This window comes from Streptomyces cirratus (assembly GCF_014650775.1).
Classification (GTDB): Bacteria; Actinomycetota; Actinomycetes; order Streptomycetales; family Streptomycetaceae; genus Streptomyces; species Streptomyces cirratus.
Genome location: NZ_BMVP01000010.1, coordinates 200,776 through 225,860, shown reverse-complemented (window position 1 = coordinate 225,860; position 25,085 = coordinate 200,776). Strand labels below are relative to the sequence as shown.

The window sequence follows — 25,085 nt, the reverse complement described above, 5'->3', positions numbered from 1 at the left end:
CCTTTCAGCGCCGATGGTACTGCAGGGGGGACCCTGTGGGAGAGTAGGACGCCGCCGAACAACCCGCCCTTTTAGCTCAGTCGGTAGAGCGTCTCCATGGTAAGGAGAAGGTCAACGGTTCGATTCCGTTAAAGGGCTCCAAACAGAAAAGGCCCCCGCCATTTGGCGGGGGCCTTTTTGCGTTGGCGGGTTGCACCGGCCCTGGTTATGGTGGTTTCGAAGGGTAAAACAGGTGCGATCGGCGGCTTCGACGTGTCCTGGGGCTCGTCCGGCCTGCCTGGGAGGCGTGATGACCTTTCCCCCCGACGCGGCGGCACCGCGGCACACGCAGAGCGACCCGGAAGACGTCCTCAAGCAAGTCGGAGCCTCGTGGCGCTGGGCGTTCGGCTCGCCCTCGTGACCCTGATCCCGGGCATTCTGGTCCTCGTATGGCCCGATGAGACGCTGCACATCCTGGCCGTCATCATCGGTCTCCAGCTCCTCGTCGCAGGAGTCTTCCGCTTCGTCACGGCCTTTTCGCACAGCCAGGACGGCGGTGGCCGGCTGGCGAGCGTGCTGGTCGCGTTGCTGGCGTTGCTGGCGGGCGTTCTCGTACTGCGGCACCCGATGCAGACGATCGGTGCGCTGTCCCTGATCCTCGGGGTGTTCTGGCTGATCACCGGAGTGCTCACGGCGTACGTCGCCATCGCCGATCGGGGCCTCGCCCACCGGGGCCTGCTCTTCGGCCTGGGCGTTCTCGGCACCGTCGCGGGCATAGTCGTGCTCTGCTTCCCGGTCGACTCCGCGGTCGCCCTCACTCGGCTGCTGGGGCTGTGGCTCGTCCTGCTCGGCGTCTTCGAAGTGGTGGTGGCCTTCGCCCTGCGGTCCTCCACCCGCAGCATCAGATCCGCGCCCCGGAGCGAGCCCCGGCGTGAACCCCCGACGTGAACCCCGGTGTGAACCACCGGCCGTGCGCGGCTAGGCGCCCTCGCGCGGCTGGGGCACGCGGAAGGCCAGGATCGCCATGTCGTCCGAGGCGGGTTCGGCCGCGAAGCGTTCCACCGCGCGCAGGATGCGGGCGGCGACGGCGCCGGCCGTGAGGCCCGTACAGGTGGTGAGGACTTCCGCGAGGCCGTCGTCGCCGAGCATGCGCGTGCCTTCGCGGCGTTCGGTCACGCCGTCCGTGACGCAGAGAAGGACGTCGCCCGGGTCCAGGGTGAGGGTCTGCTCGTAGAGGTCGAGGTCCTCCATGACGCCGAGCAGCGGCTGAGGCTCGGCGGCGGGGATGACCTCGCCGTCCGGGCGCAGGCGCAGCGGGAGCGGGTGGCCGGCGCAGACGACCTTCATGAGGGCGCTACCGTCCGGTTGGGGGTGGAGCTCGCCGTACAGGAGGGTGAGGAAGCGGCTGCGGGCGCCCTCGTCGAGGATCGCGGCGTTGAGGCGTTCCAGTACCGCCGGGCCGCCGAGGCCTTCGCGGGCCAGCAGGCGCAGGGCGTGCCGGGCGAGGCCGGTGACCGCGGCCGCCTCGGGGCCCGTACCGCACACGTCGCCGATGGCGAAGCCGTAGACGCCGGGCCGGATGGGGAAGACGTCGTAGAAGTCGCCGCCGACCTCGTTGCCCTCGCCGGCCGCGCGGTAGATGACCTCGACCTCGATGCCGGGGATGGCGGGGGAGCCGGGCGGCAGGAGGCTGCGCTGGAGGGAGCGGCTGATGGCGGTGCGCTCGGAGTAGAGGCGGGCGTTGTCCAGGGCCAGGGCGGCCCGGCGGGAGAGGTCGTCCGCGAGTTCCAGGATCTCCTGGCGGAAGTGCTCCTCGGACGGTTTGCCGAGTGTCAGCATGCCGATGACGCGGTTGCGTGCCAGGAGGGGGAGGACGACGGTCTCGCCGCCGACGGCGAGGGCGGATTCCGGCCAGGGGCGGGCGCCGGCCTCGCGGAGCGGTTCGGGCGGGCTGACCTGTGAGAGCAGGGCCTTGAGCCCGTCGATGCGTTCCTCGTCCTCGTGCAGCACGTAGGAGAGGTAGGGGTCGGAGGTCTGGTCGGCGATGGTGTAGACGGCGCACCAGGTGGCCAGGGTGGGGACGGTCATCTGGGCCATCAGGGCCAGGGTCTGGTCCCGGTCGAGGGTGCCGGCGAGCAGGTCGGAGGCTTCGACGAGGAAGGAGAGGGAGCCGCGGCGCAGGCGTTCCAGCTCGCCCAGCCGGGCGGATTCGACGGCGAGCGCGATGCGGTCGGCGGCGAACTGCAGCCGCAGGGCGTCTTCGTTGGTGTAGCGGCCGGGGTTCTCGGCGGAGACGCCGAGGGAGCCGGTGAGGCGGCCTTCCACCTTGAGGGGGACGGTGACCACGGAGCGCATGCCGGTGGATTCCAGGAGGGGGACGGCTCCGGGGACGGCAAGGAGGTCGTCGTGTACGGCGGGCATGCGGGCCGAGCCGTACCGGTTGGTGCCGGCTTCGACGGGGACGCGGGCGAAGCGCTGGCGGGTGGAGGGCAGGCCGGTGGTGGCGCGGACTTCGAGTTCGGTCTCGTCGTCGGTGGCGAGCAGCAGGAAGGCCGCGTCGGCGTCGAGCATGTCGCGGGCCCGCTCGACGGTGCGCTGGAGCAGTCCGTCCAGGTCGTCGGGGGCGGGGGAGCCGATGAACACCTCGAAGGGGTCCGCGGGGCGGGCTTCGGTGAGCTGGCCGGCGTCGGAGGGGATGCGGGCGGGCGTCTGGAGGAGGGCGCGTTCGTCGTCGTGGACCAGGAGGCAGACGATGGACGGCTCGCCGTGGGCGTCGCGTACCCGCAGGTGCGAGGCGTAAACGGGGATGACGCGGCCGTCGGCGCCGCGGATGCCGTAGCTGCCTTCCCAGCGGGACAGCCGGAGCGCTTCGGCGATGCCGGTACCGGTGCCGGGGGTCTGGGGCCAGGCCGCGAGTTCGGCGAGCGGGCGGCCGAGGACCTTCTCGGCGGTGTGGCCGAAGATGTGCTCGGCGTCCTCGTTCCAGGCGCAGACGCTGTCGGAGGCGTCGATCTGGATGACGGCGACGCGGACCCGGCTGTCGGCGAGGGGGAGCAGCTGGTCGGGGACGACGGGCCCGGCCGAGCGGGTACCGACCGGACGGTCCGGGACGTCGAGCCGGAACCACACGTGTTTGTTGGTGGCGGTGTACTCGACTCCCCAGCGGGTGGCGAGCGCGGCGCAGAGCATGAGTCCGCGGCCGTTCTCCCGGTCGGGGTCGGCGTAGGGTCGTTCGCCGGGGTGCCGGAGCGGGAGCTCGCGTTCCGGGTACCGGTCGGCCACCTCGATGCGTACGCCGTCCTCGGTGCGCAGGCACAGCACCTCTGCGCGGGTTCCGGCGTGTACCACGGCGTTGGTGACGAGCTCGCTGGTGAGCACGACGGCGTCGTCGATGATGTCCGCGAAGCCCCAGCCCTGCAGGGTGTCGCGGACGAACGCGCGGGCCGCGGCCACCGAGCGTCCTAGGGGATCGAAACTGGCAGCCGCCCGTGCCGTGATCACAAGTCTCCTTCGACGCGGTTGGACATCGGGTGCCAGGTTACTTACCTTCGCGGTCCGCATGGTGCCGTCGTCGGGGATTCCACCCGGGGAGTGCGGGCGGTGTGCAATGGTGCCGAAGTGTTATGGCCGGGTTCGGCCAGGGTGAAACACTGGGCAGGATGGTCTAGCCGGGCGTTTGACTCGCCGGGTTTCGGTGGAACAGTGGTCGACCCTTTCGGGAGGGACACGGTGGAGTCTGGCGCAGCGGTGCGGCGTACGGGGACGCGCGCGAAGGGCGGGCGGTCCCGGCGGAACGGTACGACGGAGGTCGATACCGCCGCTCTGAACCGTCTGCTCACGGCCCTGGTGTCGATGCGGGACGGCAATTTCCGCAAGCGGCTGACGGTGTCCGGCGAGGGTGTGATGGCGGAGGTGGCCGCCGTCTACAACGAGGTCGCCGACCGAAATCTGCACCTGACGGGGGAGCTGTCGCGGGTGCGGCGGATGGTGGGCCGCGAGGGCAAGCTGAGCGAGCGGCTGGAAACAGGTGCCTGTGAGGGGTCCTGGGCGGCCGCGATCGATGCCTCGAACCAGCTCGTGGACGATCTGGCCCGGCCGGTGTCCGAGGTGGGCCGGGTGCTGTCGGCGGTCGCCGAGGGTGACCTGGACCAGCGGATGGACCTGCGGACGCAGACGGCCGACGGGGCAGGGCATCCGCTGCGCGGGGAGTTCCTCAAGGTCGGGCGGACGGTCAACAACCTGGTCGACCAGCTGTCGGCGTTCACCGACGAGGTGACGCGGGTGGCGCTGGAGGTGGGTACCGAGGGCAAGCTCGGTGGCCAGGCGCAGGTGCGGGGCATGTCCGGTTCCTGGAAGGACCTGACCGACTCCGTCAACACGATGGCGTACCGGCTCACCGCCCAGGTGCGTGACATCGCCCTCGTGACGACGGCGGTCGCCAAGGGCGATCTCTCGCGCAAGGTCACGGTGCACGTGGCCGGTGAGATGCTCCAGCTCAAGAACACCGTGAACACGATGGTGGACCAGCTGTCCTCCTTCTCCTCCGAGGTGACGAGGGTCGCCCGTGAGGTGGGTACGGAGGGTGAGCTGGGCGGCCAGGCGAAGGTGCCCGGGGTCGCGGGCGTGTGGAAGGACCTGACCGACTCCGTCAACACGATGGCCGGGAACCTGACGGCCCAGGTCCGGGGGATCGCGCAGGTCACGACGGCCGTCGCCAATGGTGACCTGTCGCAGAAGGTACGCGTGAGCGCGCGCGGCGAGGTCGCGCAGCTGGCCGAGACGATCAACCAGATGACGGAGACCCTGCGGACCTTCGCGGACGAGGTCACGCGCGTGGCCAGCGAGGTCGGTGCCAAGGGTCTGCTGGGCGGTCAGGCGCAGGTGCCCGGGGCGGCCGGTACGTGGAAGGACCTCACCGATTCGGTGAACACGGTCTTCCGGAACCTGACGACGCAGGTGCGTGACATCGCGCAGGTGACCACGGCGGTGGCCAACGGCGACCTGTCGCAGAAGGTCACGGTCGATGTGGCCGGCGAGATGCTGGAGCTCAAGAACACCGTCAACACGATGGTGGACCAGCTCCAGTCGTTCGGTGCCGAGGTGACCCGCGTGGCCCGTGAGGTCGGTGTGGAGGGAGAGCTGGGCGGTCAGGCGCAGGTGCCCGGGGCGGCCGGTACCTGGAAGGACCTCACCGATTCGGTGAACACCGCCTTCCGCAACCTCACCGGCCAGGTGCGCAACATCGCGCAGGTGACCACGGCGGTGGCCAACGGCGACCTGTCGCAGAAGGTCACGGTGGACGTCTCCGGTGAGATGCTCCAGCTCAAGAACACCGTGAACACGATGGTGGACCAGCTGTCCTCCTTCGCGGACCAGGTCACCCGGATGGCGCGGGACGTCGGTACGGAGGGCCGCCTGGGCGGCCAGGCCCGGGTCGAGGGGGTGTCCGGCACCTGGAAGGAGCTCACCGACTCCGTCAACTTCATGGCCGGGAACCTGACGTCCCAGGTACGCCAGATCGCCCAGGTGACGACGGCGGTGGCGCGCGGTGACCTGTCGCAGAAGATCGACGTGGACGCCCGGGGCGAGATCCTGGAGCTCAAGAACACCATCAACACGATGGTCGACCAGCTCTCCGCGTTCGCCGAGCAGGTGACCCGCGTCGCCCGCGACGTGGGTACCGAGGGCCGTCTGGGCGGTCAGGCGCAGGTGCCCGGGGTGGCCGGCGTGTGGCGTGACCTGACGGACTCCGTCAACGGCATGGCCGGGAACCTGACCTCGCAGGTGCGCAACATCGCGCAGGTCGCGACGGCGGTGGCGCGCGGTGACCTGTCGCAGAAGATCGACGTGGACGCCCGGGGCGAGATCCTGGAGCTCAAGAACACCCTGAACACGATGGTCGACCAGCTGTCGAACTTCGCCGAGCAGGTGACCCGGGTGGCCCGCGAGGTGGGCACCGAGGGCATCCTGGGCGGTCAGGCGGAGGTCAAGGGCGTCTCCGGCACCTGGAAGGACCTCACGCAGTCCGTCAACTTCATGGCCAACAACCTGACCTCGCAGGTGCGCAACATCGCCGAGGTGACGACGGCGGTCGCCATGGGCGACCTCTCCAAGAAGATCACGGTGGACGCCAAGGGCGAGATCCTGGAGCTGGTCACCACGGTCAACACGATGGTGGACCAGCTGTCGTCCTTCGCGGAGCAGGTGACCCGGGTGGCCCGCGAGGTGGGCTCCGAGGGCATCCTCGGCGGGCAGGCCCGGGTGCGCGGTGTCACGGGCATCTGGAAGGACCTCACCGACAACGTCAACCTGATGGCCAACAACCTGACCTCGCAGGTGCGCAACATCTCGCAGGTCTCGGCGGCCGTCGCCAACGGTGACCTGACGAAGAAGGTCACCGTCGAGGCGCGCGGTGAGGTGGCGCAGCTCGCGGACACCGTCAACACGATGGTGAAGACCCTTTCGTCCTTCGCGGACGAGGTCACGCGCGTGGCCCGTGAGGTGGGTACGGAGGGGCGCCTGGGCGGTCAGGCGCACGTGCCGGGCGTGTCCGGGACGTGGAAGGACCTCACCGACTCGGTGAACTTCATGGCCTCCAACCTCACCGGTCAGGTGCGGCAGATCGCCATGGTCACGACCGCCATCGCCAAGGGCGACATGACCAAGAAGATCGACATCGACGCGCGCGGCGAGATCCTGGAGCTCAAGACCACCATCAACACGATGGTCGACCAGCTGTCGTCGTTCGCCGACCAGGTGACCCGCGTCGCACGCGAGGTGGGCACGGAAGGCATCCTGGGCGGCCAGGCCCGCGTCCGTGACGTCGACGGCACCTGGCGGGACCTGACCGAGTCGGTGAACGAGATGGCCGGGAACCTGACCCGGCAGGTGCGCGCGATCGCGGCGGTGGCCACCGCGGTGACCCGCGGCGACCTGAACCTCAAGATCGACGTGGACGCGGCGGGCGAGATCCAGGTCCTCCAGGACAACATCAACACGATGATCGCCAACCTGCGCGACACCACCTTGGCCAACAAGGAGCAGGACTGGCTCAAGGGCAACCTGGCCCGCATCTCCGCCCTGATGCAGGGCCGGCGCGAGCTGGACGACGTGGCTTCGCTGATCATGAGCGAGCTGACCCCGGTGGTCTCCGCGCAGCACGGCGCCTTCTTCCTGGCCCTGCCGACCGGGGGCAGCACCGAGATCGGGACGGACGGCGGCGGGGACGGCTCGTACGAGCTGCGGATGCGCGGCAGTTACGCGTACGCGGGCGGACAGATGCCGATCTCCTTCCGGCCCGGCGAGGGGCTGATCGGGACGGTCGCCGAGGAGAAGCGCACGATCCTGGTGGAGAACACCCCGCCCGGCTACCTCAAGATCTCCTCCGGGCTCGGCGAGGCGCCTCCGGCGCACGTGATCGTGCTGCCGGTGCTCTTCGAGGGGAAGGTGCTCGGCGTCATCGAGCTGGCGTCCTTCACTCCCTTCACGCAGATCCAGAAGGACTTCCTCAGCCAGATCGCCGAGATGATCGGTACGAGCGTCAACACCATCAGCGTCAACTCCAAGACGGAGGTGCTGCTCAAGCAGTCGCAGGAGATGACCGAGCAGCTGCGCGAGCGCTCCGACGAGCTGGAGAACCGGCAGAAGGCGCTCCAGGCCGCCAACGCGGAGCTGGAGGAGAAGGCGGAGCTGCTGGCCCGTCAGAACCGGGACATCGAGGTCAAGAACACCGAGATCGAGGAGGCCCGGCAGGTCCTGGAGGAGCGTGCCGAGCAGCTCGCGGTGTCGATGCGGTACAAGTCCGAGTTCCTGGCGAACATGTCGCACGAGCTGCGGACGCCGCTCAACTCGCTGCTGATCCTGGCGAAGCTGCTGGCGGACAATGCGGACGGGAACCTGTCCCCGAAGCAGGTGGAGTTCGCCGAGACCATCCACGGGGCGGGCTCGGACCTGTTGCAGCTGATCAACGACATCCTGGACCTGTCGAAGGTCGAGGCGGGCAAGATGGACGTCTCGCCGACGCGGATCGCGCTGGTGCAGCTGGTGGACTACGTGGAGGCGACCTTCCGGCCGCTGACCGCGGAGAAGGGCCTGGACTTCTCGGTCCGGGTGTCGCCGGAGCTGCCGGCCACCCTGCACACCGATGAGCAGCGGCTGTTGCAGGTGCTGCGCAACCTGCTGTCGAACGCGGTGAAGTTCACCGACGGCGGCGCCGTGGAGCTGGTGATCCGCCCGGCCGGGGCGGACGTGCCCTCCGCGATCCGGGAGCAGCTGCTGGAGGCGGGTTCGCTGCGGGAGGCCGACGCGGATCTGATCGCGTTCTCGGTCACGGACACCGGGATCGGGATCGCGGCGAGCAAGATGCTGGTGATCTTCGAGGCGTTCAAGCAGGCGGACGGGACCACGAGCAGGAAGTACGGCGGTACGGGACTCGGCCTGTCCATCAGCCGGGAGATCGCCCGGCTGCTCGGCGGGGAGATCCACGCGGCCAGCGAGCCCGGCCGGGGTTCGACCTTCACGCTGTACCTGCCGCTGCACCCGAGCGAGTTGCCGCCGCAGGGGTACGCCCCGCCGACGCCCGGTGGTGCGCGCGGTGAGTACCGCAGGCCGGCGGCCGAGGAGGCGCGGCGCGAGGCTGCGGCGGACGCGGCGGCGGCCGTGCCCGTACCGGCGGTCGAGCCGGGGGAGCGGCGTCCGGCGCTGCCCGCGGCCGACGGCGGCCGGGCCGCGCAGGCGCAGGGCGGGCCCGCCGCGCTGTTCCGGCGGCGGCGCAAGTCGCTGAGCGACCTGGAGCCGCGGACGGCGGTGCCGGGGCAGTCCGACGCGCAGGGCGACGGGAGCGGTTGGGGCGGCGAGCTGGAGGAGCTTCCCCCGGTGCCGCGGACGTACGACTTCCACGGCGAGAAGGTGCTCATCGTCGACGACGACGTCCGCAACGTCTTCGCGCTGACCAGTGTGCTGGAGCAGCACGGACTGGCCGTGCTGTACGCGGAGAACGGGCGGGAGGGCATCGAAGTCCTCGAGCAGCACGACGATGTGACGGTCGTGCTGATGGACATCATGATGCCGGAGATGGACGGGTACGCGACGACCTCGGCGATCCGGCGGATGCCGCAGTTCGCGGGGCTGCCGATCATCGCGCTGACGGCGAAGGCGATGCAGGGGGACCGGGAGAAGGCGATCGACTCCGGTGCTTCCGATTACGTCACCAAGCCGGTGGAACCCGATTATCTGCTGTCCGTGATGGAACAGTGGATGCGCGGGAAATGATCAATGAGGGGGGCTGCTGACACCGATTGCTGACTCAGTGTGGCGGAAACGGTGTGGAAGGGCGGCATACGGGGAACCTTCTGCTCCCCCACACCGTTTCTGCTTCGTGCACAGTGACATCTTGGTGACAGGGTGTGGCGATCTCGGGACTGGGGCTACGATGACCGGCACAAGGACGGACGGCGCAAGGATGCCGTCCTCTGGGGCGGGGCCCGGCGAACAGGCCGGTGCCAGGAGCCGGGGAGGCCCCATGCCGGGGCGAGGAGGACAGGGCATGGTGCAGAAGGCCAAGATCCTCCTGGTCGACGACAGGCCGGAGAATCTGCTGGCGCTGGAGGCCATCCTCTCCGCGCTCGATCAGACACTGGTCAGGGCGTCGTCGGGAGAGGAAGCGCTCAAGGCGCTGCTGACGGACGATTTCGCGGTCATCCTGCTGGATGTCCAGATGCCGGGCATGGACGGTTTCGAGACCGCCGCACACATCAAGCGGCGGGAACGGACCCGGGACATCCCGATCATCTTCCTCACCGCGATCAACCACGGTCCGCACCACACCTTCCGCGGTTACGCGGCGGGCGCGGTGGACTACATCTCGAAACCGTTCGACCCCTGGGTGCTGCGCGCCAAGGTCTCGGTCTTCGTCGAGCTCTACACGAAGAACTGTCAGCTGCGCGAGCAGGCGTCGCTGCTGCGGCTCCAACTGGAGGGCGGCGGTTCGGGCGGCGTGGACGCCGGCAAGGAAACGCCCGGGCTGCTGGCCGAGCTGTCCGCACGGCTCGCGGCGGTGGAGGAGCAGGCGGAGGCGCTGACCAAGCAACTCGGCGAGGAGGCGGCCGACGCGTCGGTCGTGGCGACCGCGGCCCACCTGGAGCGCAAGCTCACCGGCCTGCGCAGGGCGCTGGACGCGCTGGAACCCGGGGCCGGCGGCGGGGCGGCCGTGCTGCCGCTCCAGGGCTGAGCACCCCGGGCCGGTCCCCTGCGTAGGGCCGCCCGTGGCGGCCCCGCTGGCGGTACGTCAGGTCTGGCGGACCGTCACCGCCGCCGGGCGACACGAACGGGTGAAGGGGTGGGCACGCGTGTCCACCGGCGTGCGCACCGGTAACCTCGGGCGCATGGCCTCAAGTACGTCCGGCAAGGGTTCCCAGAGCGCGGCGGGTGCCGCGAAGAGCCGCACCGGGCGTACGGCCGCGCCGGCGAAGAAAGCGGCCCCCGCGCGCAAGCCCGTGGCGAGGAAGGCCGCGGCGGCCAGGCGCCCGCCCGTCAAGAAGGCCGCCGCCAAACCCGCACCGTCCCCGACCGGGGGCGTGGTGCGGCTGGTGCGCTTCGTGTGGCTCGGGATCGCCCATGCGGTCGGCTCCGTCTTCCGTAGCGTCGGCCGGGGCGCCAAGAACCTCGACCCCGCCCACCGCAAGGACGGCGTCGCGCTGCTGCTGCTCGCGCTCGCGCTGATCGTCGCCGCCGGAACCTGGTCGAACCTGAGCGGACCCGTCGGTGACCTGGTCACCATGCTGGTCACGGGTGCGTTCGGGCGCCTCGACCTGCTCGTGCCGATACTGCTCGGTGTGATGGCGGTGCGCTTCATCCGTCATCCCGAGCAGACCGACGCCAACGGCCGGATCGGCATCGGCCTGTCCGCCCTGGTCATCGGCGTGCTGGGACTCGTACACATCGCCTGCGGGGCACCCGGCCGCGGCGAGGGCACCACCGCGATGCAGGACGCGGGCGGGCTCATCGGCTGGTCCGCCTCGAAGCCGCTGATCTTCACCATGGGCGCGCCGCTGGCCGTACCGATGCTGGTCCTCCTCACCGTCTTCGGGCTGCTGGTGGTCACCGCCACGCCCGTCAACGCCATCCCGCAGCGGCTGCGGCGGCTCGGGATCCGGCTCGGGCTGATCCAGCCGAACGAGTACGACGAGGGCTTCGGGCAGCCCGGGGGCGCGGTTCCGCAGGACCGGCCGGGCCGCCACGACCCGGCACGCTGGCAGGCCCGGGCCGCGACCGGGGACCCGGCCGGCGCCGCCGAGGAGGAGGCGCTCGCCCGGCGGCGCAAGCCGCGCCCCAGCGCGTCCCGGCCCGCCATGGACCGGGAGATGGACGCCGTCGACGTGGCCGCCGCGGCCGCCGCCGCGCTGGACGGGGTCGTCTACGGCGGGCTGCCGCCCTCCCCGGTGGTCGCCGATCTCACCCAGGGGATCACTGCCCAGCGCGGACCCGGGGCGGCGGAGCCCACGACCCCGGTGCCGCCCGCGCGGGAGGAACAGCCGCCGGCCGCCGCCGAGCCCGCCGGGCCGCACGACAGCACCGCCGCGGCGTCCGGCACCCTGTCGGTACCGGACCTCACCAAGACCCCGCCGCGCAGCGAACCCCTGCCGCCGCGCGCCGAGCAGCTCCAGCTGCGCGGGGACATCACGTACGCACTGCCCTCGCTGGACCTGCTGGAGCGCGGCGGCCCCGGCAAGACCCGCAGCGCCGCCAACGACGCGGTGGTGGCCTCGCTGACGAACGTGTTCACCGAGTTCAAGGTCGACGCGCAGGTCACCGGCTTCACCCGCGGCCCGACGGTCACCCGCTACGAGGTGACGCTCGGCGCCGCCGTGAAGGTCGAGCGCATCACCGCCCTGGCCAAGAACATCGCGTACGCCGTCGCCTCGCCGGACGTGCGGATCATCAGCCCCATCCCGGGCAAGTCGGCGGTCGGCATCGAGATCCCCAACACCGACCGGGAGATGGTCAACCTCGGTGACGTCCTGCGCCTCGCGGACGCCGCCGAGGACGACCACCCGATGCTGGTGGCGCTCGGCAAGGACGTCGAGGGCGGCTACGTCATGGCCAACCTCGCGAAGATGCCGCACGTGCTGGTCGCCGGCGCCACGGGATCCGGCAAGTCCTCCTGCATCAACTGCCTGATCACCTCGGTGATGGTCCGGGCCACCCCGGAGGACGTGCGGATGGTCCTGGTCGACCCCAAGCGGGTCGAGCTGACGGCCTACGAGGGCATCCCGCACCTGATCACCCCGATCATCACCAACCCCAAGCGGGCCGCCGAGGCCCTCCAGTGGGTCGTGCGGGAGATGGACCTGCGCTACGACGACCTCGCGGCCTTCGGGTACCGGCACATCGACGACTTCAACCAGGCGATCCGGGACGGCAAGATCACGCTGCCGCCGGGCAGCGAGCGGGAGCTGAGCCCGTACCCGTACCTGTTGGTGATCGTCGACGAGCTCGCCGACCTGATGATGGTGGCCCCGCGCGACGTCGAGGACTCGATCGTGCGCATCACCCAGCTGGCCCGTGCGGCCGGCATCCACCTGGTGCTCGCCACCCAGCGGCCCTCGGTGGACGTGGTCACCGGTCTGATCAAGGCGAACGTGCCCTCGCGGCTCGCGTTCGCCACCTCCTCGCTCGCCGACAGCCGGGTCATCCTCGACCAGCCCGGGGCCGAGAAGCTGATCGGCAAGGGTGACGGGCTGTTCCTCCCGATGGGCGCGAACAAGCCGGTCCGACTCCAGGGCGCGTTCGTCACCGAGGAGGAGATCGCCGGGATCGTGCAGCACTGCAAGGACCAGATGGCGCCCGTCTTCCGCGATGACGTCACGGTCGGGCAGAAGCAGAAGAAGGAGATCGACGAGGAGATCGGCGACGACCTGGACCTGTTGTGCCAGGCGGCGGAACTGGTGGTCACCACCCAGTTCGGCTCCACATCGATGCTCCAGCGCAAGCTGCGCGTCGGCTTCGCGAAGGCCGGCCGTCTCATGGACCTGATGGAATCGCGCGGAGTCGTCGGCCCGAGCGAAGGTTCGAAGGCGCGTGACGTGCTGGTGAAGCCGGACGAGCTGGACGGGGTACTGGCAGTCATCCGCGGGGAGGATCAGCCGTAAGCATTTCCCGGGCAACCGTTTCCCCGGGCCGAGCGTCAAGTTGAGGGAAGCGGCGGACACCGCGCTGCGGCGCGGGGCCGCCGAACCGCGTCCGCACCACCCGCAGACCCGATAGCCATTCGTATGGCCTAGGGACGCCACCCCTCCGGTTGCTCCACCCTTTCGTCACCCCCCTAGACTGGGAATCCAGCAGGTGGCTACACGCTCGAAAGGCGCCCTCGTGTCCATCGGCAACGCCAACTCCCCCGAAGAAGAGCGGCCTTCGACCGACGACCGGTCCGAGGACCGCCTCGTCGAACGTACCGTCGAAGGACCGTCCATCGGGACGGCCCTCAAGAAGGCCCGGATCGCCGCCGGGCTCACTGTCGACGAGGTCAGTTCCACCACCCGCGTGCGCATCCCGATCGTGCACGCGATCGAAGAAGACGATTTCACGCGGTGCGGCGGCGACGTCTACGCCCGCGGTCACATCCGTACGCTGGCCCGCGCCGTCCACCTCGATCCGGCACCCCTGGTCGAGGCCTACGACGCGGCCCACGGCGGCCGGCCGGCACCCACGCCCCCCGCGCCGATGTTCGAAGCCGAACGCATCCGTCCCGAGCGGCAGCGGCCGAACTGGACGGCGGCCATGGTCGCCGCGATCGTCGCCGTCATCGGCTTCGTGGGCTTCACGGCCTTCGGCGGCGGCGGCGACACCAAGGGGAGCCGGCCGTTGGCGGAAGGTTCCTCCGCCTCGGCCGCGCCCAAGCCGGCGGGCAAACCGGCCGCGCCCCAGCAGCCGCCGAAGGCGCCCAAGCCGGCGCCCTCCGACAGCGCCATCGCCGCAGCGCCCAAGGACCTCGTCACGGTCGTCCTGACGGCCAACGACGGAGAGAGCTGGATCTCCGCGAAGGACCACAGCGGCCGGTCGCTGTTCGACGGGACGCTCGCCCTCGGCGAGTCCAAGACGTTCACCGACAAGGAGTCCATCGACCTCGTACTCGGCGACGCCGGGGTCGTCAAGCTGTTCGTGAACGGCAAGGAGATCAAGGACCAGTTCCAGCCGGGGCAGGTCGAACGGCTCACCTACACCAAGGACGACCCGCGCCAGGGCCAGGCCCAGGCGGGCTGACCAGCGCGGACCGCAAAATTCCGGATCCCCGGGAGGCCCCGACGGCCTCCCGGGGATCTTGCTGTGGGGACGCGGGGCAGGGGCCGACGCCGGGACGAAGTAGTCTTGAGTCCATGCCCGAACGCCGTACCGTCGCCCTTGTCACTCTTGGCTGCGCCCGTAACGAGGTGGACTCGGAGGAGCTCGCAGGCCGCTTGGCGGCGGATGGCTGGGAGCTCGTCGAGGACGCCGCCGATGCGGACGTAGCCGTCGTCAACACCTGCGGCTTCGTCGAAGCCGCCAAAAAGGACTCCGTCGACGCCCTCCTCGAAGCCAACGATCTCAAGGATCACGGCAAGACCCAGGCCGTCGTGGCCGTCGGCTGTATGGCCGAGCGCTACGGCAAGGAACTCGCCGAAGCGCTCCCCGAGGCCGACGGCGTGCTCGGCTTCGACGACTACGCCGACATCTCCGACCGCCTCCAGACCATCCTCAACGGCGGCATCCACGCCTCCCACACCCCGCGCGACCGGCGCAAGCTGCTGCCGATCAGCCCGGCCGCCCGCCAGGACGCCGAGGTGGCCCTGCCCGGACACGCCCAGGAGCCCGCAGAGGCCCCCGCGGACCTGCCCGAGGGCCTCGCGCCCGCCTCCGGTCCGCGCGCACCCCTGCGGCGCCGCCTGGACAAGAGCCCGGTCGCCTCGGTCAAGCTCGCCTCCGGCTGTGACCGGCGCTGCTCCTTCTGCGCCATCCCGTCCTTCCGCGGCTCGTTCATCTCCCGCCGCCCCAGCGACGTGCTGGGCGAGACGCGCTGGCTCGCCGAGCAGGGCGTCAAGGAGATCATGCTGGTCTCCGAGAACAACACCTCGTACGGCAAGGACCTCGGCGACATCCGGCTGCTGGAGACGCTGCTGCCCGAGCTGGCCGGGGTGGACGGCATCGAGCGCGTCCGCGTCAGCTACCTCCAGCCCGCCGAGATGCGGCCCGGCCTGATCGACGTCCTCACCTCGACGCCGAAGGTCGTGCCCTACTTCGACCTGTCCTTCCAGCACTCGGCGCCCGACGTGCTGCGCGCCATGCGCCGCTTCGGCGACACGGACCGGTTCCTGGAACTGCTCGACACCATCCGCGGCAAGGCCCCGCTGGCCGGCGTCCGGTCCAACTTCATCGTCGGGTTCCCCGGCGAGAGCGAAGCGGACTTCGCCGAGCTGGAGCGTTTCCTCACCCACGCGCGGCTCGACGCCATCGGCGTCTTCGGCTACTCGGACGAGGACGGCACCGAGGCCGTCGGCTACGAGAACAAGCTGGACGCCGAGACCATCGCCGAGCGGCTCGCGCACATGCAGCGGCTCGCGGAGGAGCTGACCTCCCAGCGTGCGGAAGAGCGGATCGGGGAGACCCTTGAGGTACTCGTCGAGACGGTCACGGCCATCGGCGAGGACGCCGAGGACGGCGAAGGTGCCTACGGGCGCGCCGCGCACCAGGCGCCCGAGACCGACGGCCAGGTCGTCTTCACGGACGGCACCGGCCTGGTGCCCGGCCGTATGGTGACCGCGAAGGTCGTCGGCACGCTGGGTGTGGACCTGGTTGCCGAGCCCCTGGGCCTGGATCTTGAGGAGGCGGCCGGATGACCGGAGTCCCGGCACCTGCGGCGGGCGGGACCGGCCGCCGGCCCTCGCCCGGCGCGGGGCTCGGGACCGCGGCCGTCAATCAGGCCAGTCTGTGGAACATCGCCAACATCCTGACGATGATCCGGCTGGTGCTCGTGCCGGGATTCGTCCTGCTGCTGCTCGCCGACGGGGGCTACGACCCCGTCTGGCGGGCTCTGGCGTGGGCGGCGTTCGCTGTCGCCATGATCACGGACATCTTCGACGGACACCTGGCCCGGACGTACAACCTGGTCACCGACTTCGGGAAGATCGCCGACCCCATCGCCGACAAGGCGATCATGGGCTCGGCGCTCATCTGTCTTTCCTGGCTCGGTGACCTTCCCTGGTGGGTGACCGGGGTGATCCTCGGCCGGGAGCTGGGGATCACGCTCCTGCGCTTCTGGGTGATCCGGTACGGAGTCATTCCGGCCAGCCGGGGCGGCAAGCTCAAGACCCTCGCCCAGGGGACGGCGGTCGGCATGTACGTGCTGGCCCTCACCGGCCCGCTGGCGACCCTGCGGTTCTGGGTGATGGCGGTCGCCGTCGTGCTGACCGTGGTCACCGGTTTGGATTACATCCGCCAGGCCGTCGTCCTGCGCCGCAGGGGGCTGGCCGCGGAGCGGGCCGCGACGTGACGGACGCGGCGGGTGATTTTCCGGAGGCGGGTGGCGCCGCGGGACGTGCCGCCGCGCCCGACGCAATCGCACAGGTGGCCGGGACCGTACTGGCCCTGCTTGCGCAGAGTGACCAGACGCTCGCCGTGGCGGAGTCGCTGACCGGTGGTCTGGTCGCCGCGGAACTGACGGCGGTGCCGGGCGCGTCAAAATCCTTCCGTGGCTCGGTGACCGCGTACGCGACCGGGCTCAAACACCGGCTCCTCGGGGTGGACGCGGAGCTGCTGGCGGCCGAAGGCGCGGTGAACGCGCAGGTCGCGCAGGAGATGGCGGTCGGGGTGCGCCGCGCGCTGGGTGCTTCGTGGGGGATCGCGACGACCGGGGTGGCCGGTCCGGACCCGCAGGACGGGCAGCCCGTGGGCACCGTTTTCGTCGCCGTGGCCGGTCCGGAGGGCAGGAAAACGGCCCGTCTGCGGTTGAACGGCTCCCGGACGGAAATCCGTAGGGAGAGTGCACGGACAGTGCTCGAACTCCTCTCGAGCGAACTCCGCGAGAATCTGCGGGGGCAGGATACGGAACAGAACGGGGGGATTTGATGTTTGCAGCCCTGAGTGAACACGACATCGCTCCCCGCACGGCCGCGGCGCGAGGCGGTACGGTGGGGCGTGAAGGTTACGGCTACACGGTCAGAGGAGGGAGCCACCGATGATTCTGCTCCGTCGCCTGCTGGGTGACGTGCTGCGTCGGCAGCGCCAGCGCCAGGGCCGTACTCTGCGCGAAGTCTCCTCGTCCGCCCGAGTTTCTCTCGGCTATCTCTCCGAGGTGGAGCGGGGGCAGAAGGAGGCATCCTCCGAGCTGCTCTCCGCGATCTGCGACGCGTTGGACGTACGGATGTCCGAGCTGATGCGCGAAGTCAGTGACGAGCTGTCGCTGGCTGAGCTTGCGCAGTCGGCCACGGCAAGCGAACCGGTGCCGGCACCGGTGCGCCCGATGCTCAATTCGGTCTCCGTGGCTTCGGTCACGGGTACCACGGAGCGGGTGACCATCAAGTCGCCCGTGGAAGCGGTGAACGTCGTAGCCGCGTGAAGGCGAGCGCGTGAAGCGCGTATGAGTGTGGCCGGAGCCCCGGCCGGTGCGTGAGGCACCGGGTGGGGCTCCTTGCCGTTCCGGGGCTTCCCGCCTTGGTGGGGCTCCTTGCCGTTCTGGGTGCGGCGACGGGGGCGGTGCGGGAGGATGGGCCCGTCCGGATTCCGGCCTTCCTGGGAGGCGGCCGTGCGGTGGTTACTCATACCCGTCGTGCTGACGGCCGGCGTGCTCTGGTGGTGGGCCGTGCTGCGGCTGGCGCTGGAGCCCGCGGACGCCGGGCCCGTGGAGGGCGCGGTGGCCGTCGGCGGATGGGGGCTGGGGCTGCTCCCCGTGCACTGCGTGCCCGGGCCGGGGCGCAGGCGCCCGCGGGCGGCGGCCACCGGGGCACCGCTCACCAGGGCATCGATACCCCCCCGTTCGGGCGGAGGATCTGGCCCGTCATGAAGGACGAGGCGTCGGACGCGAGGTAGAGCACCGCCTGGGCGATGTCCTCGGGCTCCCCGACCCGGCGCAGCGGTGACATGCGGATCATCGCCGCCTCGGTGCGTTCCAGCTCCTCCGCGCTGTGGCGGCCGGTCATGGGGGTGCGGATCCAGCCCGGTGCGACGGCGTTGACGCGGATGCCGTGCGGGCCGGTCTCGGTGGCGAGGGTCTTGGTCAGCTGGACGACGGCGGCCTTGGCGGCGCTGTAGCAGAGCAGGCCCGGCTGGGCGGCGTCCACGGCGCCGGAGGCCATGGTGACGACCGAACCGGGACGCCCGGCGGCGATCATGGCGCGAACGGCCTCCTGGCAGGTGCGCAGGACTCCCTTGAAATTGACGTCCAGGACCCGGTCGAGGTCCTCGTCGGCGGTGTCCAGGACGCTGCTGGTGTGCATGATCCCGGCGATGGCGGCGGCGATGTCGAGCGGGCCCGCGGCCGCGACGGCGGCCCGCAGCGCGGCGCGGTCGGTCACGTCGAGGGTGTGGACGGTGGCCTTGCCGCCGGCTTCGGAGACCAGGCGGGCGGTCTCGCGCAGGCCGTTCGCATCGCGGTCGGCGCAGTGCACGGCAGCGCCGGCCCGGGCCAGGAGCACGGAGGTGGCGCGGCCGATCCCGCTGGCGGCGCCGGTGACGAGCGCGGTGCGGCCGGTGAGGTCGTACGGGGCTGTGGACATGCCCGGACGGTACGACCGCATCTGACGGAGCGTCAACTACGGGGTGGGGCCGGATTGGCAGCGCGGGCACCAGTAGGTGGGGCGGTCGTCCTTCACGTGGCGGCGTACCGGGGTGCCGCAGCGCAGGCAGCCGCGCGGGGCGCGCCCGTAGACGAAGAGGGACTGGCCCCGGCGGCGGCTGCCGGTCGTATTGCGGGTCTCGCCGGTGCCGAGGTTGGCCGCGAGGAGGCGCTGGGCGGCGCCGGCCAGGCGGACGGCGGTGACCTCGGGGTCCGGGAGCGCGCCGACCGGGGTCCAGGGGGTGACCTGGGCGAGGAAGCAGAGCTCGCACATGAACACGTTGCCGATGCCCGCGAGATTGCGCTGGTCGAGCAGGGCCTCGCCGAGGGGGCGTTCGGGGTCGCCGAGCAGGTTCCGCGCGGCCTTGGCGGGGTCCCAGTCCGGGCCGAGGAGGTCGGGGCCGAGGTGACCGACGACGGTGTCCTCGTCGGCGGTGCGCAGGAGTTCCAGGACCGGGAGGCGGTATCCGACGGCGGTGTCGCCGGCGGTGCCGAGGATGGCGCGGATTTCGTGGAGGGGGCCGCCGTGCCACTTCCGCCCGGCGGGGAAAACGTGCCAGGCGCCGTCCATGCGCAGGTGGCTGTGGAGGGTCAGGCCGCCGTCGCCGTCGATGCGGGTGAGCAGGTGCTTGCCGCGCGGCACCACGTTCAAGGTGGTGCGGCCGGTGAGGTCCACGGTGGCCAGGCGCGGGACGCGCAGGTCGCTGCGGGTGATCTCCCGCCCGGCCAGGGCCGCGTGCAATCGGGCCGCGGCGCGCCAGACGCTGTCTCCTTCGGGCATGCCCCCATTGTCGCCCGGTGGGGAGGGCCGGGCCCCCGCGCGGGTGCTCGCGCGGGGGCCCGCAGGGCGGGAGGCGGGCTACTTCCAGGTGAGGGCCTTGTTGCCCACCGTGCTGTACGGCTCGCCCCAGTACTCGGCTCCGGTGATCTTCACCTGGGCCGAGGGAGCCATGGTGATCACGCAGTTGGTCTGCGACTGGCCGTTGGTGAAGCCCTTGGGCAGCGCCTCGTCCTTGCACTTCTCGAACGTGCCGATGACCGACACGCCGTTCGCCTCGCCGCCGTCCGGGAGCAGGCCCTTGACGTGGCCGACCGAGGAGTATGCGAGGTCGGTGGTACCGACGTTCTTGACGGTGTAGTGGATGTAGTAGGGCACCATCCCCTTCACCTTGTCGCCGAGCTTGAGCGGGTCGAGGTCAGCGGCCTGGCCCTGCTCGATGGAGGTGACGGTGAGGGCGATCGTGCCCTGGGTGCTGCCGTAGGTGAAGGGGACCGTCGCCGCCTGACCGATCTTGAAGCTCTGGCCCGGCTTGGCCGTGCCCGCGGCGCCCGCGGGCGCCTCACTGCCGGCGGCCGACGGGCTCGCGGTGGCGCTGGGGCTCCCGGCGCCGCCGGGCTGGGCGGATCCGGCCGTCGGCGAGCCGGTCGCTGCGGGGGGCGCCTCTTCGTTGCCGCTCTTGCAGCCGCTCAGCGTGAGGGTGGCGGTGACCGCCAGGCCGACGGTGGCGAGTGCGGTCCTGCGCATGGTTGTGGTGCTCACTTCTGGTGTCCCCCATGGACTGTACGTTTGAATGCGCATCGTCAATCGCGATGCCGTGGTGGCGATCTTAGGAGCGCGGGAACCGGTCGCTCCGCCCCCGGCGGCGTTCGTGACGTGCTCAGGACATAAGTGCAACGTAAGTGGGATGGTCGAGACGGAACCGGACCCTCAGGGCCGCAGGCGCAGGCCGCGCGGGGTGGCGTGGAAGCCGGCTGCTTCCAGGGAGCGGCCCAGGGGGGACGTCAGGGCTGCCGCCGCGTTGATGCGCTCGACCGTCAGGGGCGGGACCGTGCCCGCGCGGCAGCCCGCGGCCAGGGACGAGACGGCCGCCTCCAGGCGGGGATCCTCCGGCGGCGGCCACGCCAGCAAGGTCTTGCCGCCGCGCTCCAGGTAGAGGACGAGTTCCCCGTCGACCAGGACCACCAGGGAGCCCGCCTTGCGGCCCGGCTTGTGCGTGGCCCCGGCCGGGGGCTCCGGCCAGGGCAGGGCAGCGCCGTACGCGTTCGCCGGGTCGGCGGCGGCCAGCACCACGGCGGCCAGCGGGGGCGGTGTCCGCTCCGCAGCCCGCAGCCGGTCCACCGCGCCGTCCATCGCGAACTGGGCCGCGCCGAGCCCCTCGACCACGTAGCCCCGGCGGGCCTGGCCGCTGTCCTCGAACGCCGACAGGACGCGGTAGACCGCGCTGAACCCGCCCTCCACCCCTTCCGCCGCCACCGCACCCCTGGTCACCACGCCGTGCCGGTCCAGCAGGGTGCGGGCCAGGGCGTGCGCCCGGTGCGTCGGGTCCGGGGCCTGGCCGGGCAGCAGCGACCAGCGGCCGGAGACCGTGGGCGGCCCGGTGCGGGACGTCGTCGCGCTGAGGGTGCCGTAGCGGCCGCGCGGGATGGTCCGCCGCGCCCGGTGCGCGGTGGCGCCGGCCGTGCGGCCCGACCCCAGCAGGGAGCGCAGGGGGGCCAGGGTGTCGTTGGTCAGCCGCCCCGACCAGGCCAGGTCCCAGAGCGCCTCGGACAGCTGGAGGTCCGACGCCTGCGGCCACTTCGCCCGGACCGACTCCACCAGCTGACGGAAGAACAGGCCGTAGCCGCCCGAGAGGGTGTCGAGGATCGCCTGGTGCAGCGGGGTCGTCTCCAGCGGATGGGGCGGGGGCAGCAGCAGCGGCGCCGCCTCCGCGAGGTAGAGGGAGAGCCAGCCGTCCTTGCCGGGAAGGGCGCCGGCCCCGGCCCAGACCACCTCTCCCGTGGTGGTCAGCTCGTCCAGCATCGCGGGCGAATACCCCGCGACCCGTGACGGCAGGATCAGCCGTTCCAGGGCCGAGGCCGGCACCGGAGCCCCCTGGAGCTGCTCGATCGCCCGGGCCAGGCCGTCGATCCCGCGCAGCGCGCCGCCCAGGTGCTGCCACTGCGGCAGGAAGGTGGCCAGGGAGGCCGGGGGTACCGGCTCCAGCTCCTGGCGCAGGGCCGCGAGGGAACGCCGGCGCAGCCTGCGCAGCACCGCCGCGTCGCACCACTCCTGCCCGATGCCCGCCGGGTGGAACTCGCCCTGGACCACGCGGCCCGCCGCCGCCAGCCGGTGCAGCGCGCCTTCGGTGACCGCCGTGCCCAGGCCGAAGCGGGCGGCCACGGCGGTGGTGGTGAAGGGGCCGTGGGTGCGGGCGTATCGGGCCAGGAGGTCGCCGAGAGGGTCCTTGACCGGTTCCGTGAACGCCTCCGGGACGCCGACGGGCAGCGCGGTGCCCAGCGCGTCCCGCAGCCGGCCCGCGTCCTCGATCGCCGCCCAGTGGTCGGCGCCGCCGATCCGGATCCGGATGGCCCGCCGCGCGGCGGCCAGTTCAGCCGCCCACGACGGCTGCGCGCCGCGCTCGGACAGCTCCGCCTCCGTCAGCGGGCCCAGCATGCGCAGCAGGTCCGCCACCGACTCGGCGTCCTTGGCCCGGCGGTCCTCGGTCAGCCACTGGAGTTCGCGCTCCAGTTCCTCCAGTACCGAGGCGTCCAGCAGTTCCCGCAGTTCCGCCTGGCCGAGCAGCTCGGCGAGCAGCCGGGAGTCCAGCGAGAGCGCGGCCGCCCGGCGCTCGGCCAGCGGCGAGTCCCCCTCGTAGAGGAACTGGGCGACGTAACCGAACAGCAGCGACCGCGCGAACGGCGACGGCTCCGGCGTGGTGACCTCGACCAGCCGGACCCGGCGCGCCTCGATGTCCCCCATCAGCTCGGTCAGGCCCGGCACGTCGAAGACGTCCTGGAGGCATTCGCGTACGGCTTCCAGCACGATCGGGAAGGAGCCGAACTCGGACGCCACCTGGAGCAGTTGGGACGCACGCTGGCGCTGCTGCCACAGCGGCGTGCGCTTGCCGGGATTGCGGCGCGGCAACAGCAGGGCCCGCGCCGCGCACTCGCGGAACCGGGAGGCGAACAGGGCCGAGCCGCCCACCTGGTCGGTGACGATCTGCTGGACGTCGCCGTGGTCGAAGGCGACGTCCGCCGCGCCCAGCGGGGCCTGCTCGTCATCGAACTCGAAGGACCGCGCGGGCGCCGCCGGATCGTGGTCGAGCAGGTCCACGGACAGCAGGTCCGCGTCCGGCAGGCGCAGCACGATGCCGTCGTCCGCATGCATCACCTGGGCGTCCATCCCGTACCGCTCGGCCAGGCGGGCGCCGAGGGCCAGCGCCCACGGGGCGTGCACCTGCGCGCCGAAGGGGGAGTGGACGACGACGCGCCAGTCGCCGAGCTCGTCGCGGAACCGCTCGACCACGATCGTCCGGTCGTCCGGCACGTGACCGCAGGCCTCGCGCTGCTCGGCGAGGTAGGCGATGACGTTCTCCGCGGCCCAGGCGTCGAGCCCGGCCGCCAGCAGCCGCAGCCGGGCGTCCTCGTCCGTGAGGCCGCCGAGTTCGCGCAGGAACGCGCCGACCGCCCGGCCCAGTTCGAGCGGACGGCCCAGCTGGTCGCCCTTCCAGAAAGGCAACCGGCCCGGGACCCCGGGCGCCGGGGAGACCAGGACGCGGTCGCGGGTGATGTCCTCGATGCGCCAGGAGCTGGTGCCCAGGGTGAACACGTCCCCGACGCGGGACTCGTAGACCATCTCCTCGTCCAGCTCGCCGACCCGGCCGCCGCCCTTCTTCGGATCGGCCCCAGCGAGGAAGACGCCGAAGAGGCCCCGGTCCGGGATCGTGCCGCCCGAGGTCACCGCGAGGCGCTGCGCCCCCGGCCGCCCGGTGATGGTGCCCGCCACCCGGTCCCACACGACACGGGGCCTGAGCTCGGCGAACGCGTCCGACGGGTAGCGGCCCGCCAGCATGTCCAGCACGGAGGTGAACGCCGACTCCGGCAGCGCCGCGAAGGGCGCGGCCCGCCGCACCAGGGCGAGCAGGTCGTCCAGCTGCCAGGTGTCCATCGCGGTCATCGCGACGAGCTGCTGGGCGAGGACGTCCAGCGGGTTGGAGGGGATGCGCAGGGACTCGATCGAGCCCGTACGCATCCGCTCGGTCACCACCGCCGCCTGCACCAGATCCCCCCGGTACTTGGGGAAGACGACGCCCGTGGAGACCGCGCCCACCTGGTGGCCCGCCCGGCCGACGCGCTGGAGCCCCGACGCCACCGAGGGCGGCGACTCCACCTGCACCACCAGGTCCACCGCGCCCATGTCGATGCCCAGTTCGAGGCTGGACGTGGCGACCACGGCGGGCAGCCGGCCCGCTTTCAGGTCCTCTTCGACCAGTGCCCGCTGCTCCTTGGACACCGAGCCGTGGTGTGCGCGGGCCAGCAGCGGCGGAGCGCCCTGCGCGGCGCCCGACTGCGCCATGATCTCGGCCGGCGGCGACCCCTCGGGCAGCTTCTCGCCCATCGCCCGCTCGTAAGCGATCTCGTTGAGCCGGTTGCACAGGCGCTCCGCGAGGCGCCGGGAGTTGGCGAACACGATCGTGGACCGGTGGGCCTGGACCAGATCGGCGATCCGCTCCTCCACCTGCGGCCAGATGGAGGGCTTGTCCCCGCCCTCCTGGCCCTCCGTGGCGGGAGAGCCGCCCAACTCGCCCATGTCCTCGACCGGGACCACCACCGACAGGTCGAACTCCTTCGCCGACGGCGGCTGGACGATCTCCACCTTGCCGCGCGGCGCGAGGTACCGGGCCACCTCGTCCACCGGCCGGACCGTCGCCGACAGGCCGATCCGGCGCGCCGGGCGGGGCAGCAGCTCGTCCAGCCGCTCCAGCGACAGCGCCAGGTGCGCGCCGCGCTTGGTGCCCGCGACGGCGTGCACCTCGTCCAGGATCACCGTCTCCACCCCGCAGAGGGCGTCGCGCGCCGCCGACGTCAGCATCAGGAACAGCGACTCCGGCGTGGTGATCAGGATGTCCGGCGGCCGCGTCACCAGGGCCCGGCGTTCGGCGGGCGGGGTGTCACCGGAGCGGATGCCGACGCGGATCTCCGGCTCGGGCAGGCCCAGGCGGACCGACTCCTGCCGGATACCGGTCAACGGGCTGCGCAGGTTGCGCTCCACATCGACGGCCAGGGCCTTGAGCGGCGACACGTACAGCACCCGGCAGCGCTTCTTCTGCTCGGCCGGGGGCGGGGTCGACGCCAGCTGGTCCAGGGCCGCGAGGAAGGCGGCCAGCGTCTTGCCGGAGCCGGTGGGCGCCACGACCAGGACGTCGGAGCCCTCGCCGATCGCCCGCCAGGCCCCTTCCTGGGCGGGGGTGGGCATGACGAAGGCCCCCGAGAACCACGAGCGGGTCGCGGGGGAGAACGAGTCGAGCGCGCTACCGGACATGCC

Annotated in this window: 13 protein-coding genes, 1 tRNA gene and 1 pseudogene; 10 read left to right on the top strand and 5 right to left on the bottom strand. The window is 71.5% G+C overall.

Annotated elements, in window-relative coordinates; genetic code table 11:
* The first annotated feature begins 65 nt into the window (after nt 1–65).
* Together IE207_RS23555 and IE207_RS23550 are read left to right on the top strand one after the other, a co-directional pair.
* Nucleotides 66–141 (top strand) — tRNA-Thr (locus tag IE207_RS23555).
* A 148-nt stretch (nt 142–289) separates the two neighbouring features.
* A pseudogene (locus tag IE207_RS23550) lies at nt 290–927 on the top strand (HdeD family acid-resistance protein).
* Between the two features lie 30 nt (nt 928–957).
* Here IE207_RS23550 and IE207_RS23545 read toward each other — a convergent pair.
* Nucleotides 958–3,540 carry a SpoIIE family protein phosphatase gene (locus tag IE207_RS23545; protein WP_229873916.1) on the bottom strand — a complete coding sequence of 861 codons (2,583 nt, stop codon included), beginning with the start codon at nt 3,538–3,540 and terminating at the stop codon, nt 958–960.
* A gap of 168 nt (nt 3,541–3,708) precedes the next feature.
* Here IE207_RS23545 and IE207_RS23540 point away from each other — a divergent pair, with 168 nt between their 5' ends.
* From IE207_RS23540 to IE207_RS23505, 8 genes are all read left to right on the top strand, one after another.
* Nucleotides 3,709–9,249: a hybrid sensor histidine kinase/response regulator gene (locus IE207_RS23540; protein WP_190186266.1), complete on the top strand. Its 5,541-nt coding sequence runs from the start codon at nt 3,709–3,711 to the stop codon at nt 9,247–9,249.
* A 274-nt stretch (nt 9,250–9,523) separates the two neighbouring features.
* Nucleotides 9,524–10,207: a response regulator gene (locus IE207_RS23535; protein ID WP_190186265.1), complete on the top strand. Its 684-nt coding sequence runs from the start codon at nt 9,524–9,526 to the stop codon at nt 10,205–10,207.
* 154 nt (nt 10,208–10,361) lie between these two features.
* Nucleotides 10,362–13,127: an FtsK/SpoIIIE family DNA translocase gene (locus IE207_RS23530; protein ID WP_190186264.1), complete on the top strand. Its 2,766-nt coding sequence runs from the start codon at nt 10,362–10,364 to the stop codon at nt 13,125–13,127.
* A 220-nt stretch (nt 13,128–13,347) separates the two neighbouring features.
* Complete coding sequence (locus IE207_RS23525; RefSeq protein ID WP_190186263.1) at nt 13,348–14,238, top strand: helix-turn-helix domain-containing protein; 891 nt, start codon at nt 13,348–13,350, stop codon at nt 14,236–14,238.
* Between the two features lie 113 nt (nt 14,239–14,351).
* Complete coding sequence (gene rimO, locus IE207_RS23520) at nt 14,352–15,848, top strand: 30S ribosomal protein S12 methylthiotransferase RimO (protein WP_190186262.1); 1,497 nt, start codon at nt 14,352–14,354, stop codon at nt 15,846–15,848.
* Nucleotides 15,845–16,501 carry a CDP-diacylglycerol--glycerol-3-phosphate 3-phosphatidyltransferase gene (gene pgsA / locus IE207_RS23515; RefSeq protein ID WP_190186261.1) on the top strand — a complete coding sequence of 219 codons (657 nt, stop codon included), beginning with the start codon at nt 15,845–15,847 and terminating at the stop codon, nt 16,499–16,501. The genes rimO and pgsA overlap by 4 nt, the downstream gene beginning before the upstream one ends.
* A 65-nt stretch (nt 16,502–16,566) precedes the next feature.
* Nucleotides 16,567–17,076, top strand: coding sequence for a CinA family protein (locus tag IE207_RS23510; protein ID WP_190186283.1), 510 nt, complete (start codon nt 16,567–16,569; stop codon nt 17,074–17,076).
* A 109-nt stretch (nt 17,077–17,185) separates the two neighbouring features.
* Entirely contained in the window at nt 17,186–17,566 is a 381-nt protein-coding gene (locus tag IE207_RS23505; RefSeq protein WP_190186260.1) for a helix-turn-helix domain-containing protein, read from the top strand.
* Between the two features lie 391 nt (nt 17,567–17,957).
* On the opposite strand, the gene IE207_RS23500 is transcribed toward IE207_RS23505, so the two are convergent.
* The 4 genes from IE207_RS23500 to IE207_RS23485 form a co-directional block, all read right to left on the bottom strand.
* Complete coding sequence (locus IE207_RS23500) at nt 17,958–18,722, bottom strand: SDR family NAD(P)-dependent oxidoreductase (protein WP_190186259.1); 765 nt, start codon at nt 18,720–18,722, stop codon at nt 17,958–17,960.
* Between the two features lie 36 nt (nt 18,723–18,758).
* Complete coding sequence (locus tag IE207_RS23495; protein WP_190186258.1) at nt 18,759–19,562, bottom strand: DNA-formamidopyrimidine glycosylase family protein; 804 nt, start codon at nt 19,560–19,562, stop codon at nt 18,759–18,761.
* 78 nt (nt 19,563–19,640) lie between these two features.
* Entirely contained in the window at nt 19,641–20,321 is a 681-nt protein-coding gene (locus IE207_RS23490) for a hypothetical protein (RefSeq protein WP_190186257.1), read from the bottom strand.
* A gap of 168 nt (nt 20,322–20,489) precedes the next feature.
* Complete coding sequence (locus IE207_RS23485; RefSeq protein ID WP_190186256.1) at nt 20,490–25,082, bottom strand: ATP-dependent helicase; 4,593 nt, start codon at nt 25,080–25,082, stop codon at nt 20,490–20,492.
* Nucleotides 25,083–25,085 lie beyond the last annotated feature (3 nt).